This window comes from Rubinisphaera italica (assembly GCF_007859715.1).
GTDB lineage: Bacteria > Planctomycetota > Planctomycetia > Planctomycetales > Planctomycetaceae > Rubinisphaera > Rubinisphaera italica.
On sequence record NZ_SJPG01000001.1, the window covers coordinates 4249924 to 4265275 of the forward strand.

The window sequence follows — 15352 nt, forward strand, 5'->3', positions numbered from 1 at the left end:
AATAGTTTATGAAGTTTTTGAGGACTCTGCGCGAACTCTTTATTTTTTTTCAGAAATGCACTTTGTACAGGTCTACCAGGACCATTGCTTCAAGTCCTGATGGTTGACAATCACGTCTTTCGGCCATTCCCCGCGATACAATTTCAGAATGGTTTCGGCTGACATCGATAGTGTTCCCTGTTCGGCTTGTTCATCCAGGCCTGCCAGATGTCCACTCAGCAGCAATCGGTCGAGTTGAAGCAAGGGACTATCAATGGGAAGTGGTTCGGCATCAAAGACATCCAGGCCTGCCCCGCGAAGATGACCGCTCGTCATCGCTTCGTATAACGCAGCTTCATCAATCAATGAACCGCGAGCGGTATTGATCAGAATGGAACCCGCTTTCATGAGCGAGAGCGTTTCCCGATTAATGAAATGACGGGTCTGCTCTCCCGCAGGTAAGTGCAGGGAGACATAATCGGAACGGGAGAGAAGTTCATCAACCGAGACAGATGGAATCTGATGATAGTTAATATATTCCTGATCGATTTGCGGATCGTGAGCGATGACCTGCATCCCCAATCCGATCGCCCGCTCGGCAACCGCTTTCCCAATTCGCCCCAGTCCCATCAGTCCGAGCGTGCTGCCCATCACTCGGGGAGTATTGAATCGTTTCCAGGTGCCGGTTCGAACAAAACGATCTCGATCGGGAAATCCACGTGCAACGGCCATCAACATGGCAATCGTATGTTCGGCAACCGCGTGATGATTGACACCGGGTGTGATTGCCACCGCGATCTGACGTTCGTTGCAGGTCTGCAAATCGATAGAGTCATACCCGACGCCAGTGCGAGCAATGACTCGCAGTTTGGGCAGAGCGGCGAGGAGACTGGATGGGTAAGGTTCCGAGCCGGCGATGACGGCTACACACTCGGAGAGTTCTTCGATCAGCTCGGAAGGATTTCGATAATTCCGCTCACGATTCCCCGGCAAGACCGTAAAGCCATGGTCTGACAACATCTGATAATGAGGTCCAGCATCTCCTGCCAAAGAAGTACAGCGAACTCTCATTGCGTTGGAACTTTGCTTCTGAAGCCAGATGGTGTTCGGTCCGGAAACGACTTCCGGATCGATCTCAGAATCATACAAAGACACATGGAAATTGTCCTGTGTCTAAAGTGCGATGAGACGATTACCTTCTGTTCCTGTTAAGCAATGGAGGGAGTGATCACATCGACCTGGCCAGTGCTGACATCGTACATGGCCCCGACAATCGCAATTTCACGATTGATTTCCATATTCCGCAGCACAGTACTGACTTCGCGGATTTTATCGACAGTATGCTGGACGTTCATGCGGGCAACATCATCAACGATCTCGTTTTTCTGATCGGCTTGTGACTTACTCACGCGTTCAATGATCGATTCGTCAATCGAGTGTTCGACTTCATCGACGATGCTGTCAATATGCTCGCAGCCGGTTGCCTCCGTTGCATTTTGATGACTGCAAGCCAGGTCGACAGCTGCAGTGACTGCTCCACAGCGGGTGTGTCCCACAACCAGGAGTAATTTCGAACCCGCCTGGGAACAACCATATTCCATGCTGCCGAGGACCTGAGGACTGGTCACATTCCCGGCGACACGCACACTGAAGATATCTCCCAGCCCCATATCAAAAATCAATTCGGCTGGGGTTCGGGAGTCGATACAGCTGAGCACGACCGCGATCGGAAATTGTCCACCTGCAGTCGAGGAGACCTGACGGCCCAGATTTCGGGAAATCTGTCGTCCCGATTGAAAACGCTCATTGCCATCGAGCATGAGTTGAAGAGCTTGTGCAGGGCTCATTTTCTCCTGAACATCCCGACTCGAATAGTCAACATATTGCACTTTGTTTTCAAACTCATAGTCATGTTTGAAACCGACCAGGCTGACTGTAATTCCGCGAGCAGGAGCAGTAATTTCATCGAACTCATGAATCAGGTGGCGAACATCGGGGTCGATATAATCGGTCTGGCTGGCGTCGATGAGAACCTGTTCGCCATCCTGAATTTCATCGAAAACTCGATTGAGTGCTCCTCGATTCAAAAAAGTCACCTGATTCGCCAATTGTATTCTCAGCACATTTCCGCTGATATGCTTTTCCATAATCCTGCGAATTGGACGACGCAAACTGCTTTTCAGGATGAACGCAATACTGACACCCAATCCAATAAGAATACCGATCAGCAAGTCTGTTAATACAATGGCTGATGTGGTCACAATAAAGGGAATGAATTCATTCCAGCCACCTCGCCACATCTGTTTAAACAATTGAGGACTGGCCAGTTTGACACCAGTTAAAATGAGAATTGCAGCCAAACAGGAAAGTGGAATCTGATTCAAAATCTGAGGCAGCATCGAAACACATATCAACAAAAGGAATCCGTGAAAGATTGCCGCTGCCTTTGTGCGTCCACCCGAGTGGATGTTCACCGAACTGCGGATGATGACAGACGTAACGGGAATTGCTCCAATTAATCCCCCGACCATATTTCCTGCCCCTTGAGCAACCAGTTCCCGGTTGGGGGGCGAGGTTCGCTGTTGGGGATCGAGCTTGTCGACCGCTTCCAGATTCAACAATGTTTCCAAAGATGCAACCAGAGCAACGGTGATTGCACCAGTGTAAATGACGGGATTTGCGATCTGGGAAAAATCAGCCATGGTCATGAACCCGGTGAACTCGGAAATACTTCCTGCGATTGGCAATTGCACCAGATGAGAGGCTTCAATTTGCCAATTCGTGCCAGGCATAAAATGATCGTATGCAAATTTAATCCCTGTCCCGAACAACACTGCAATCAAAGGTCCTGGAATATTCAACTTTTTGAAGAACGAAATGCGACCATACAAAACCAGCAGGACAAGTGATGCAATGCCGACGATCGAAGCTCCCCAATGCAAATCCCCTGTCATTGCCAGGAGTTCGGAAAAGGTATTCTCGTGGTCGGGTTGTTGAAACGACATTTCACCATCGGGATCTTTATCGTGGCCGAACAGGTGGGGAATCTGTTTCAGGATCAGAATGATACCGATCGCACACAGCAGGCCTTTGATAACGCTCGTCGGAAAGAACTCAGCGATTGAACCAGCCTGCAGAAGTCCAATAACGACCTGAATCACACCGGCTAAAAAGACGACGAGCAAGAAACTTTCAAAGGACCCGTCCAGCAAGGCAATTTGTGCAGCGACCACCGCAGTTAACCCAGCTGCAGGTCCACTTACGCTCGTATGAGATCCGCTCAGTAGTCCAACAATAATCCCGCCGATAATCCCTGCAAGAATTCCAGACATCAGAGGAGCATTGGATGCCAGTGCAACCCCCAGACACAGAGGCAAAGCCACCAGAAAGACGACTAATCCGGAAATCAGGTCTTTGAGCAAAGTGGATGTCTTCGTTTCTGTTTCCATGACCAGGCGCTTTCTAGGTGGGTGTTGAGCGTGAAGAGGATCATATTAACCATTGAAGACAACAATCAAGGGGAGCGTGCAATGAATTGCGTAAAACGACCTCATTCGTGCAAACACTTGCACGTTATTTGTGGATTCACGCTCGAATGGGCTGTGGAGATGAGAAATAAAGCACATGAAGTGTGATCATATGATCCCCATTTGCGATCTGTGATTGGCTGATGACTAATTGTAAAAGTAGTGCTTTCCAATCATGTCTTGCCTCAAAGTTTCATTCTCATTACCACACGCACTGAATTCTCTGAGTTCTCCCTTGGTGAATTTTGCGGGCCCTTAATTCACATATCTGCAATCTTGCTGGCATTGATGCCGGGAGTTTCTCGATGAGCTTTGAATATTCACGGCGTCGTTTCATTACGAAGGTCGCCTGTGCCCTTGCATTGCCTGCCATTTCTGGATGCGGCACTTTCCTTTATCCAGAACGGCGTGGACAACCCGGAGGGAAGCTCGATTGGAAAGTTGTCGCTCTGGATGGCCTTGGCTTATTGCTGTTCTTCATCCCGGGAGTGATTGCTTTTGCCGTCGATATTACAACGGGTGCCATTTATCTCCCTCCGCACGAATATCGCGGACAATCTCCCGCAAAAATGCAGGATGGATATGTGGCCGTTGATTTACCGAAAGGCGATTTCAGCAATCAGAAAATCGCGGATACTGTCTATGAAAACACAGGCAAGCAAATTTCACTGGAAGAAAACCAATACAAAACCGCTCGACTTCCAAGCCTGAAAGTCTTTCAGAAAGAGCAGGAGCGGTTTGAGCAGGAATATGCCAAGGCTCGGTAATTTATGGAGACTGGAATGAAAATGGTCTAAATTAGCCCATTTTCATTCGGGGAATCCAGATCGATGGCTTGGGTCATGTCCCATAATTCGGCAATTTGATCGTTCTCAAATCGAAAAATGTGAACCGCGGCGACGCCATCATGCTCGGTATCCAGTTTAATTAACGAATGCACCATCACCAGATCGTTCTCGGATATCGTCCGCTTGATGTCGAGGATCTTGCTTGGAAACTGCTCATGATTTTCGATCATGGCTGTCAGTAACGCTTCGCGATCTCCGGGATAATAGATGTTATGATGGATGAAATTATCACTCACATACTCGTCATAGGCTTGCTGAATATTTCCCGCTGTGACCATTTGCATGAATGAGGTTGCTGTTTGTGTATTACCCATGGTGATTCCTGTAGTGAGTTCAATCGGTGAGGTCGTATTGGAATGAGCGAGGAGTTTCACATTAAACTGCCGGGAACCGCAGTCGCAATAACATAGTTTTTCCTCTTTGATAGTTGTCGTCCTGGCGATGTCAGAAACTGAATCGACTTGCGATGCATCTAACAATTCACTGCAGATGTCTCATGAATTCGCACTTGCAACATGCACCATTCAACAGCCGGTGTTTCGAGAAATCCACGTCATTCACAGCGGAACGATTTGGAAAGTCCGACTTCGTGGAGTAGGATATCTTCGTAGTCTGGCGGAAATGCGAGTTTCGTGTGGGATAGGTATATCCATATGGAGTTCATTTCCGGGACAAATTCGAAGTTACGCTTTACGGATGGAACAGATATGCGACGTAGTTCGATTTTATGGCTGGTGACAGCTCTTGCGCTTCCGGCTTTTTCCGTCATCGGCCAACCGGTGAATGATGCAAAGACTCAGGAAGCCACAAAGCAGCCTCCAAAACAGTCCGCTCCTCCCACTGATTTGAGCTGGATGCCCAAAGAAGAAACCGGGGCTCTTCGCTTCCTGAAAGATCATCCCGAAGCTGATGGCCGGGGTACTGTGGTCGCCATTTTCGATACAGGTGTCGATCCCGGAGCGGTAGGATTGCAAACCACGCCCGATGGTCGTCCTAAAGTGATTGACATGATCGACGGCACTGGCAGTGGCGATGTAATCATGGAAGATCCCACAAAAGCCGAAAATAACGAACTGACAGGCTTGAGTGGCCGCAAGTTGAAACTCTCAGCAGAGTGGAAAAACCCTTCCGGCGAGTTCCGACTCGGTATGAAGTCCGGCTACGAACTGCTTCCCCCTGAACTTGTGACCGTCATCAAAGCAGAACGGGAGAAGACGTTCAAAGCAGAACAGCAGTTGCATCGAGCGAAACTGTCCCACAAACTGGCCAGCTGGAAAGCCGAGCATCCCAAGCCAAAAGATGAAGAAAAGAAAGAACAGGCGGAACTGGAAGCTCAGGTCAAACTGATCGATGAATTGCTGAAAGACTATTCTGATGCCGGTCCAATTTACGATTGCGTCGTCTTTTACGATGGCGAACATCATCGAGCGGTCATCGATACCGATGAAGATGGTGATCTGGCTGAAGAAGCTGTGCTGACAAATTTCCGTGTCGAGCGAAAATACGACACGTTCGCCGATCCGATCAATATGAACTTCGGTGTCAACATTTACGACGAAGGCAAACTGCTCTCCATCGTCTGCGATACCGGTGCACACGGAACTCATGTCGCAGGAATTGTCTCGGCTTATTATCCAGAGAATCCTGAATGGAATGGTGTTGCACCGGGAGCACAGATTGTTTCCGTAAAAATTGGCGATACCCGGCTCGATGGAATGGAAAACGGTCCCGGACTGGTTCGGGGTTTGAAAGCGGTTATCGACAATAAATGCGATCTCATCAACATGAGTTACGGCGAACCTTCACAAACTCCCAATGTGGGACGAATCGCAGAACTTTATTCCGAAGTCGTTACTGATCACGATGTGATTTTCGTCTCCAGTGCAGGCAATGCTGGTCCTGCGTTGACGACAGTCGGAGCCCCTGGCGGAACAACGTCCGTCATTCTGGGAGTGGGAGCGTACATTTCGCCAGAGATGATGAAATCCGAGTACTCACTCCGAGATGATCTGCCTGGCTTGCCCTACACCTGGACCTCACGAGGACCAACTTCGGATGGCGACATGGGCGTCGATATTTTTGCACCGGGGGGAGCAATCGCTCCAGTGCCACAATGGACACGACAGGCCAATCAGCAGATGAACGGCACCTCAATGGCGTCGCCGAATGCCTGCGGAAATATTGCTCTGTTACTCTCTGCCGCGAAACAGAATAAACTGAAATACAATCCGTTCTCTGTTCGCAAGGCGATTCAGAATACTGCAGAAGTCGTGCCCAATGCCGAAGTCTTTGCGGCTGGTCCCGGCCTGTTGCAAGTTGATAAAGCCTGGTCGTATCTGGAAAACCATGCCAAAGAGTCCAGCCAGTTACTAAATTTTGAAATCTCTATTCCAGCTGCAAACAATGGCCGCGGGATCTATTTGCGAGATCCGCATCAGACGCTAGCCGCTGCTGCTCATCGGGTGTATGTCACTCCGAAATTTCCGGAAGGGACCCCGATTGAAAATCGGCTCGAAGTGAACCTGTTCTGCAATCTGAAAGCGACTGCGGATTTCGTGAAGGTTGGGAATCTGCTGCATTTGAATCATGGTGGAAATCGGCTCGATGTTGAAGTTGATCCAACGGGACTCGAAACCGGCGTCCACTTTGCAGAAGTACTGGCTTACGAAGCCAACAGCGATGAATCGAATATTCTGTTCCGGATTCCAATTACCGTTGTGATTCCGGTTCGGGATGCGGAACTGACTGAGAATCATTACAAACTGGAGTACGAGAACGATTTCGTTCCTGGTCAACTCCAGCGACATTTTCTGGATGTGCCAGCCGGGGCTACCTGGTGTGAATTGGAAATGTCTCTGGTCGATACGACAGAGCCGAAATTCTTCCGACTCCATACAATGCAACTTGTCGATGGCGAAGATTTCGAACATGTTGAAGCCGGTAGCTATTACCAGGTCACTCCTCAAGTGGAAACGACCAGTGCATTCCGGGTTGTGCCTGGGCGAACGCTTGAAGTCGTGTTGGGACAATACTGGTCGATCCTTGGAGAAAGCCGCCTGAAATACAGCGTGCAATTCCACGGTGGCGAACCGGACGATGCCTCGATGACGCTCGCTTACGGTCAAGGTCCTTCAGCAGTCACTATTTCCAATCAACTGCAGCCGGAGAAGATTTCACCGTCTGCCAAACTGACCAAATGGAATAAAGTCATTCTGCCGGAATCTCATGACATTGAAGCGTTGACTCTGGATCGCGATGTTCTTCCCAATGGGAGTGCAGTCTACGAGTTGAAGCTGACCTATGAATTGAAACTGGATAAGAAAACATCGGTCACGCCTCACATCTTCGCCTGGGAGAATCGACTATACGATTCCGAAGTGGGGCCGTTTATCTATCACGTTTTCGATTCCAATAAGCAACGCATTACCACAAACGATATGTTTGCCGATGCCATCAGCCTGGAAAAGGGAACTTACAAAATTGAAGTCGTCACGCAACATCATGACTACGATACGCTCGACGGCTTTGAAAAGTTGCCTTTGACGATTGAGCAATCACTGTCTTCTCCGATCTCACTGGATTTCTGGTCTTCCCACGCCGCTGCTGCCAATGAAACTTCAGGGGGAACGTCCGGAATTTTGAGTGGCGATGATTCTCTCACAGTGTATGTCGATGAGCCTAAAGCGAGTTCCCTACCGAAGGGGATTTCAGCAGGCGATTATTTGGTCGGCTCAGTCACTTATTCAGCCGACGATGAAGCCGCGACGCATTACGAAGTTCGGTACTACTACACGGCCGCCGAAAGCTCGGCTACTGCAGCATCGAAATCTGATGAGCAGAAGTCTCTCGAAGATCAGGTTCGCGAGTTGCAGATGACCTATCTGAAAACACTCGATCCCACCAGCGAGGAATTCACGAAGCTGAAAGAATCGTTAATGGCGGGCGATGAGAGTACTCGCAAACTGTTGAAGATCGAACTGGAACTGCTCGATACGGATGAAAAGCGAAAAGAACGACTCGAAAAAGTCATCGAAACGGCTGAAAAACTGATTGCGACTTACGATCAGAATGAGATCGCTGCTCAATTGAGCCGTCGATCACCAGAAGATGATAAGGAGGCGAAGAAAGCCAGAAAAAAGGCGGAGACAGAGAAGGCCGAACTTGTCGATACACTTTATCGCAAGGCGCGTGCGATTGGTTATCGCGAATTGCCCGATGTGATCGAAAAAACGCCGATCGCAGATCAGGCTGCTCAGGACAAGGCCTTCGCAGACTCTTTGGCGGCTTTGGAATCCTGGGTCGATTTGAGCGAGAAGGATTACTTCCTGTTATCCGTCCGTCGCGAACGCCGTGCTGGTCGTTACGCTTCGGCAATCCTGCTGCTCGATAAGCAAATCGATGCCTCCGCTCCATTCCTCTACTACAAAAAACGACTAGACATGCTCGGTCAACTGGAGTGGAAAACCTGGCAGGAATGGCAGCAAAAACAGATGCTGCTGAAGTTCCCGGAGAAGCATCCTCCATACAAATAAGCAAATTTTGTTGTGAACCTGATTGATCGCATGCCCTCTTTATTGAAGGCATGCGATTTTTTTGATGCACCTTTCATAGAAATACAAGCACGAAGCGCAAGCGAGTGTGTCTGCCCCTATTGGACACACTCGCTTGCGCTTCGTGCTTGTATTACAGTTCAACAGTAGGGTGCGTCTTGACGCACCTTTCACGATCTCCGAATTTTACGGGAATTGTTAATACTCGCGCAATAACACTCATAAAATGGTGCGTTTAAACGCACCTTATTGCTCTTTCGAGCTTTAAAAGTCGCCCTCAAATCGCTATTCCGCATTCAGTTTGACTGCTCCCCGATATTGAACTTACACGACAATTTGCGGTAGTTGGAATACTGCTCCTAAACTCAATTTCAAAGTAGTTGAACAGGAAAATTCAACCAGTGGTGACAGTTCAAGGCTGGTCTGCAATAATCCCCTCTGCAAATTCTGACACTCTTCTAGACTTGAAGCTGAACTATGCTTGATCTGCAATATCTGTGTGACAATCTCGATGCGGTACGAGAAAACTGCGAAAATCGTGGCGTCAAAATTAATCTGGACGACTTGGTTGCCTTGCGCGATCAGCGTCGTGAATTAATTATGAAGGGGGATCAACTCCGTTCTGAACAGAAAGAGACTTCAGGAAAAATTCCAAAAGCTTCCGCTGAGGAGAAGCCAGTGCTGATTGCCCGGGGCAAGGAATTGCGAGCGGAAGTGGCTGAAATTGAGCTGCAGCAGAAAGACGTCGATTTGAAACTGCGTGAAGTGCAGACACAAATTCCGAATATGACCCATCCCGATTCTCCGGTCGGTCGGACGGAAGATGATTCGGTGACCGTTCGCGAAGTTGGGGAAAAGCCGAGTTATGATTTCGAGCCGAAGGATCATGTCGATCTTGCGGAAAGCCTGGATCTGATTGACCTCGAAGCAGGCAGCAAAGTCGCCGGGCATGGCTTCTATTTTCTGAAGAACGAAGCGGTTCTGCTGGAACTGGCTCTCGTGCAGTATGCCATCGAAAAGCTGCGAGCAGAGGGATTCACCGTGATGACGACTCCCGACCTGGCGCGCGATGATATTCTCGAAGGGATTGGTTTCAATCCTCGTGGAGAAGAATCGCAGATTTACTCCGTCGAAAATACGGATTTGAATCTGGTAGGCACTGCAGAAATTACGCTGGGAGGAATGAAGAAAGACGAAGTGATCGACCTCGAAAAGTTACCGATTAAAGTCGCCGGGATTTCGCACTGTTTCCGTACAGAAGCCGGAGCTCATGGCCGGGCGACGCGGGGAATTTATCGTGTCCATCAATTTACAAAAGTGGAAATCTTTGGATTCACCGCTCCCGATCTCGAATTGTCGAATGAATTCCATCAGATGATTTTACGCATCGAAGAAGAATTCTTTCAGGGGTTGAATATTCCCTATCGTGTTCTCGATATCGCCACTGGAGACATGGGTGGTCCCGCTTATCGCAAATACGATCTCGAAGCCTGGATGCCTGGCCGCGGTGAAAGCGGAGAATATGGAGAAGTGACCAGTTGCTCAAACTGCACGGACTATCAGTCACGCAGGCTGAACATTCGCTGCAAACAACCGGGGACAAAAGGAACTCAGTTTGTTCACACACTGAACGGAACTGCAGTCGCGGTGACGCGAGCTCTGATTGCTCTGTTGGAAAACAATCAGCAAGCCGATGGAAGTGTGAAGATTCCAGAGGTACTGCAGAAATGGGTCGGAACTGATCTGATCAAGCCGGGTTCATAATGGTGGATTTAGGCGACAAGTCAGAACTCCCATTATCACGTTCTTATCAAACTGATACAATTCTTGAAATCTTCGACGTGCTTTTGCGGGAGAGTGCCATCTGCATCTGGACAATGCATCCAAGCTCGTTTATGATTAAGGTGCAAAGCCGATAGCGTGGAGGTTCTCTCTCGCTTGCAATTCTGCACATGTCGCGGAATGTCCACCGCAATGGACCAATGAGTACCCTTTCAGAGTTTTATTTTGGGAGTCCGATTATAGTAACGCACTCCATTGTTTTGCTTTACAATTGACTCTACCCGAAAATAAAACATTGACTGAATAATGAGTTTTCTCTGGAGGTTTAATGGCACCGGGCACTATGGAAGAAACGAAATCAGCAGCGTTAAACCTGATTCGTCAACGTCAGTTTGAAGAGGCACTCGTTCTTCTGGAATCGATTGGAGATGGCGATCCGTCCGAACTCCTCGATGTATATGAGATGCAGGCAATGTGCTATTTTCGCACGAAACAGTATGAGCAGGCTTGTACCTGCTATCAGCAACTGGCCGAAGAACATCCACAAAGTGCAACCCCACTGACGAATCTGGGTGCGGTTTACAATCGGATGAAAAAATTTCCGGAAGCGGTCAGTTCGCTGCGAAATGCGATTCAACGCGACAAGCACAATTTCGACGCCTATTACAATCTCGGCTTTGCTCATCGCAATTCCGGACATCCCGAACTGGCGATTCCCGCTTACAAAGAAGCAATTAAACTGAATCCTCAGTTCGATCAAGCTCATTTGAATCTTGCGAATGCGTATCTGGATGTGAATAACAATCGCCAGGCGGTGATTCATTATCAAACAGCCTTGAACATCAATCCGGATCTCGAAGCCGCGACCAGGGGATTGAAGAAGGCTCAGGATCGTGAGATTCAATCGGCGAAGAATACCAATCCATTCGGTCGGCTTGTCGATGTGACACAATTGTCTCATCGAAAATCTGCATCTGCGATAAAGACGTTGAATATTGTCGAACGTGAAAAGGATCGCCAGGAAGTGCAGCGAATAGCAAAAGCGATTCGCAATGCGGCCCGACACGTCTCTGAAGAAGTTCGCGAAAAAATGGAGCCCGCATTACTGGCATTGACTCGGGCACTGATTGACGGAGAAAATCATCCGGAAATGATTACTCAATATTACAATCAATTCCACGCTGCAATTCCCAAATTTGAAGAGGGGCGACGATACCTCAAACGGAGTGTCCTCGAACTTCGTGGTCATGAAGAACCGATGAATACACCGGATCTGGATTTTTGAGAGAGGAAGTGTCAGGCACAGTCTGACCTGCAGCAACTCAGTTACTGGACGAAGGAATCGTTCTAATTCAAAGCGGATGGATCCCATGCTTTATCAAATTGCCATACGATCTTTTCAGTTACGAGTAGCACTCTTCCTGCTCCTGCTGTCATCTCTGTCTGAAGCTATTGCTCTGGCTCAAGAGTCAATTGTCGGCCCGCCAATTACTGCTCAGGAACGCATACTTCTTGATGATGCGACATTACACGATGTCACTTTTGTGGGACCGGAAATCGGATATGCTGTCGGCAATCGTGGGTGCATTCGCAAAACGACTGATGGTGGTCAGACCTGGAAATTTCTGCCGACTCCGGTCGCCTGCAATTGGGAATCGGTCGTCTTTCTGACCGACCAAATTGGCTGGGTGGCAGGGGGCATCGTCGCGGTCGATGGACGAACCTCTCAAGGCTGCATTCTTGCAACTCGCGATGGGGGAGCAACATGGCAGATTCAGGCTCCCGTAGGACTGGGATACCTCAAACATCTGCAGTTTTTCGACTTGAGTCAAGGTGTTGTTTGCGGCGAGTCGACCTCGAAAAATCCCTCAGGAATCTGGCAGACAGCCAATGGCGGAAAGACATGGACTGGAGTGGTGCATACGCAGCAGTATCGGTGGTTGGGCGGACATTTTGCTGAGCCAAACAGCGGCGTATTGGTTGGCGAGCAAGGACAAATCGCCCTCCTTGGCGGAAACCGATTGTTTGTCGATCCGAGTTTGAACCTGGGATCAAAATCAGTCACTGCTGTCACAATCGATGACACAGCCAAAGGCTGGATCGTTGGAGATGGTGGCTTGATTCGCTTCTCACCCGGCGGAGCCTCCTGGCAGGATCCTGCAACCGAAATCCCGGAATCGCTACGACGCATTTTTGATTTCCGCACGGTCACCTCGCGGGGAGATCGTGTCTGGATAGCCGGTCATCCCGGATCATCGATCCTGCTTTCCGAAGATGCCGGTCAAAGCTGGCAGATCGCGTCTAATCCTTCCTCTGCTCCTTTGAATGCAATCACCTTTGTCGATGATAAAACCGGATACGCAGTTGGTGAACTGGGAACGATTGTCAAAACGACTGATGGTGGTCGCAATTGGAATCTCTCTGCTGGCGGCATTCGTCGACTGGCGTTGTTGCAATATTCGTCTGTGCCGGAAGAAGCTTCGCTCTCTTTGACTGCTCGTTATTCGGGACATCATGGATATCGCACAGGAGTGATCGCAATGTGTAAAACGGAAGGGGCTGAAATCGGAGAATATGCCTCTGCACCTCTTCGACTGGAAGCGGCTCAACAACATGCGGGTGGAAATATCACAAGTATTCGCTGGACGTTACCACTTGACCTGCCTCAAATTCGCGAACATCAACCCGAGTTGATTACCCGTTGGAATCGCGCGACTGATGGTCAGCTTTCGGAGTATGTCCTGACACATCTGGTGCGGGATATCCGAACTTATCGCCCGACGGTCCTCGTCATCGATAGCCCGGAAGCTCACGATCACGCGGGATTATTAATTCAGCAGGCGGTCGAAAATGCCGTCCGCATGGCAGCCGATGTGACGGCGATGCCGGACTTGCAGTCACAGACGATGCTGGCTCCCTGGCAGGTATCGCGGCTCGTGCTGCGAAATCGAGCCGGACAAGGGGGAGATCTCGTACTCGATAACAACGATTATCTCACCGGCTTACAACAATCGGTTCGCTCGGCTGCCAGTCCCTCATATCGATTGATTCAACCAGGACAAGTGACGGGGCCACTCTTTGAGAGTTACTCGATTTCAAAGCAGACGCCGATCCCCCAGAACTTGCGTTTAAATGATTTCTTCACAGGGATTGTCCTGGGCCCGGGTAGCGATGCGCGGCGCGCAATGATTACACTCGAAGGTGACGATGCAAAAGGCGAAGCGATCGCACGTCGTCAGCGGAATCAGGCTGCATTTCTGAAACGGGACATGCATAATGAAATGAAAGCCGGGCAGACGATTGCTCAACTGAACGACTTCATTGCCGGGATGACGCCTCAACAGGCAACGGTTCAGTTATATGAAGTGGCCAACGAATACAGGAATAATCACGATTGGGATTTCTTTGAATCGGTGCTGATGAAAATCGTGGAAGACTTTCCTGCTCAGCCACTGGCAGCCACAGCGGCTGTCGATCTGATTCAGTTGTGGGGATCTCAGGAAATGAGAGCCTTGCGACTCAAGGGACGTCAGGCAACAAAAGTCCGCCAGCAGGTCGATCATAATCAGCTTCAGAACGATCTCAATAACATCCGCCCAGCCTCCGGAGAATTTGCTGAGGAGTCTCCTTCACCTATTGTCCCGGCTTTTGTTGAAACCGAAGCGAATGCTGCGATTAGTCCAGGAAGTCAAAACGATCGTTCCAACTGGAATACCACCTGGACTCAACGTGCGGTATCCTTGTATCAATTTTTGGAGAAGAATCATCCCCATACCGCGAGCACTGCAGAAGTTCAGTTCCCGATTGCCAGCCTTCTGCGTGCTCAAGGTGCGACGCGGCCAGCAAATGAACTCTATGGCAATTATCTCGTTGGCGATGAACTGGGAGAGAATCAGATTCGCAATCCTCGGCTCGCGATTGCCGAGCTGGAATTCTGGCTGCAAAGTCGTTCCGGCTTCTCTCCCAAGAACTTTTCACTTTGTCACTTCACCGAAGCCGCTCCTCGTCTCGATGCTGAACTTACGGAAGACTGCTGGAAAACCGCGACAGAGCTTCGACTTACTTCGACACTTGGAAATCCTCAGGTGATGAATGCCACCTCTGAAGAAACTCCCATCGTCCTGTGCAGCTTTGATGACACTTACTTTTATATCGCAGCCAGTTGCCCACGACGCGAAGGCTTACCGGAGAATCTCCCAACCAAAGGGGAACGTCAATACGATGCCAACCTGAGCGGATACGACCGAATGCAATTCGCCATCGATGTTGATCGCGATTATTTTTCATCCTGCGTCTTCGAAGTCGATCAACGTGGGTTGACTCACGATCGTTGCGGAGACGATCCAACCTGGAATCCTGAATGGTATGTCGCCTGCGACGGAGATCAGGACCATTGGCGAGTGGAAATTGCGATCCCTAGGAGTCAACTCGAAACATTCGGTCCGCCCGCACAGGATCCCGTCTGGTCAGTCGCGATTACCAGAATCCTGCCTGCTCAGGGAATTCAAAGCTGGAGCGGACAAAAGCAGGAAGAACTTCAACTTGGTTCTTATGGCTGGCTACAGCTTAAGAAGTAATTCACTTTTGACAATTATTATCATACAAGCACGAAGCGCAAGCGAGTGTGTTGGATTACTGTTGGACACACTCGCTTGCGCTTCGTGCT

General features: G+C 49.4%; 8 protein-coding genes. 5 read left to right on the plus strand and 3 right to left on the minus strand.

Annotation, left to right across the window (positions count from 1 at the left end):
• Positions 1–72: 72 nt before the first annotated feature.
• Both Pan54_RS15940 and Pan54_RS15945 read right to left on the minus strand, forming a co-directional pair.
• Complete coding sequence (locus Pan54_RS15940) at positions 73–1134, minus strand: phosphoglycerate dehydrogenase (protein WP_242631346.1); 1062 nt, start codon at positions 1132–1134, stop codon at positions 73–75.
• Between the two features lie 53 nt (positions 1135–1187).
• Positions 1188–3428 carry a bifunctional SulP family inorganic anion transporter/carbonic anhydrase gene (locus Pan54_RS15945; RefSeq protein ID WP_146504426.1) on the minus strand — a complete coding sequence of 747 codons (2241 nt, stop codon included), beginning with the start codon at positions 3426–3428 and terminating at the stop codon, positions 1188–1190.
• 383 nt (positions 3429–3811) lie between these two features.
• Here Pan54_RS15945 and Pan54_RS15950 point away from each other — a divergent pair, with 383 nt between their 5' ends.
• Positions 3812–4273: a polyribonucleotide nucleotidyltransferase gene (locus tag Pan54_RS15950; protein WP_146504427.1), complete on the plus strand. Its 462-nt coding sequence runs from the start codon at positions 3812–3814 to the stop codon at positions 4271–4273.
• A 26-nt stretch (positions 4274–4299) separates the two neighbouring features.
• On the opposite strand, the gene Pan54_RS15955 is transcribed toward Pan54_RS15950, so the two are convergent.
• Positions 4300–4668, minus strand: coding sequence for a nuclear transport factor 2 family protein (locus Pan54_RS15955; protein ID WP_146504428.1), 369 nt, complete (start codon positions 4666–4668; stop codon positions 4300–4302).
• A gap of 393 nt (positions 4669–5061) precedes the next feature.
• On the opposite strand from Pan54_RS15955, the gene Pan54_RS15960 reads away from it, so the two are divergent.
• From Pan54_RS15960 to Pan54_RS15975, 4 genes are all read left to right on the plus strand, one after another.
• Positions 5062–8886, plus strand: coding sequence for a tripeptidyl peptidase II (locus Pan54_RS15960; protein ID WP_165441806.1), 3825 nt, complete (start codon positions 5062–5064; stop codon positions 8884–8886).
• A gap of 495 nt (positions 8887–9381) precedes the next feature.
• Positions 9382–10668, plus strand: coding sequence for a serine--tRNA ligase (gene serS / locus Pan54_RS15965; protein WP_146504430.1), 1287 nt, complete (start codon positions 9382–9384; stop codon positions 10666–10668).
• Positions 10669–11014: 346 nt separating this feature from the next.
• Positions 11015–11971 (plus strand): tetratricopeptide repeat protein, encoded by a 957-nt coding sequence (locus Pan54_RS15970; protein WP_146504431.1) that lies wholly within the window; start codon positions 11015–11017, stop codon positions 11969–11971.
• Between the two features lie 85 nt (positions 11972–12056).
• On the plus strand, positions 12057–15263 hold the full coding sequence (locus Pan54_RS15975) for a YCF48-related protein (RefSeq protein WP_165441807.1): 3207 nt from the start codon (positions 12057–12059) through the stop codon (positions 15261–15263).
• The last annotated feature ends 89 nt before the right edge of the window (positions 15264–15352 follow it).

Bases quoted from the DNA above. Each gene is read 5' to 3' on its own strand.
- Pan54_RS15955 (WP_146504428.1), bottom strand. From the start codon at position 4,668: ATGGGTAATACACAAACAGCAACCTCATTCATGCAAATGGTCACAGCG.
- Pan54_RS15970 (WP_146504431.1), top strand. From the start codon at position 11,015: ATGGCACCGGGCACTATGGAAGAAACGAAATCAGCAGCGTTAAACCTG.
- Pan54_RS15975 (WP_165441807.1), top strand. From the start codon at position 12,057: ATGCTTTATCAAATTGCCATACGATCTTTTCAGTTACGAGTAGCACTC.
- serS (WP_146504430.1), top strand. From the start codon at position 9,382: ATGCTTGATCTGCAATATCTGTGTGACAATCTCGATGCGGTACGAGAA.
- Pan54_RS15950 (WP_146504427.1), top strand. From the start codon at position 3,812: ATGAGCTTTGAATATTCACGGCGTCGTTTCATTACGAAGGTCGCCTGT.
- Pan54_RS15960 (WP_165441806.1), top strand. From the start codon at position 5,062: ATGCGACGTAGTTCGATTTTATGGCTGGTGACAGCTCTTGCGCTTCCG.
- Pan54_RS15945 (WP_146504426.1), bottom strand. From the start codon at position 3,428: ATGGAAACAGAAACGAAGACATCCACTTTGCTCAAAGACCTGATTTCC.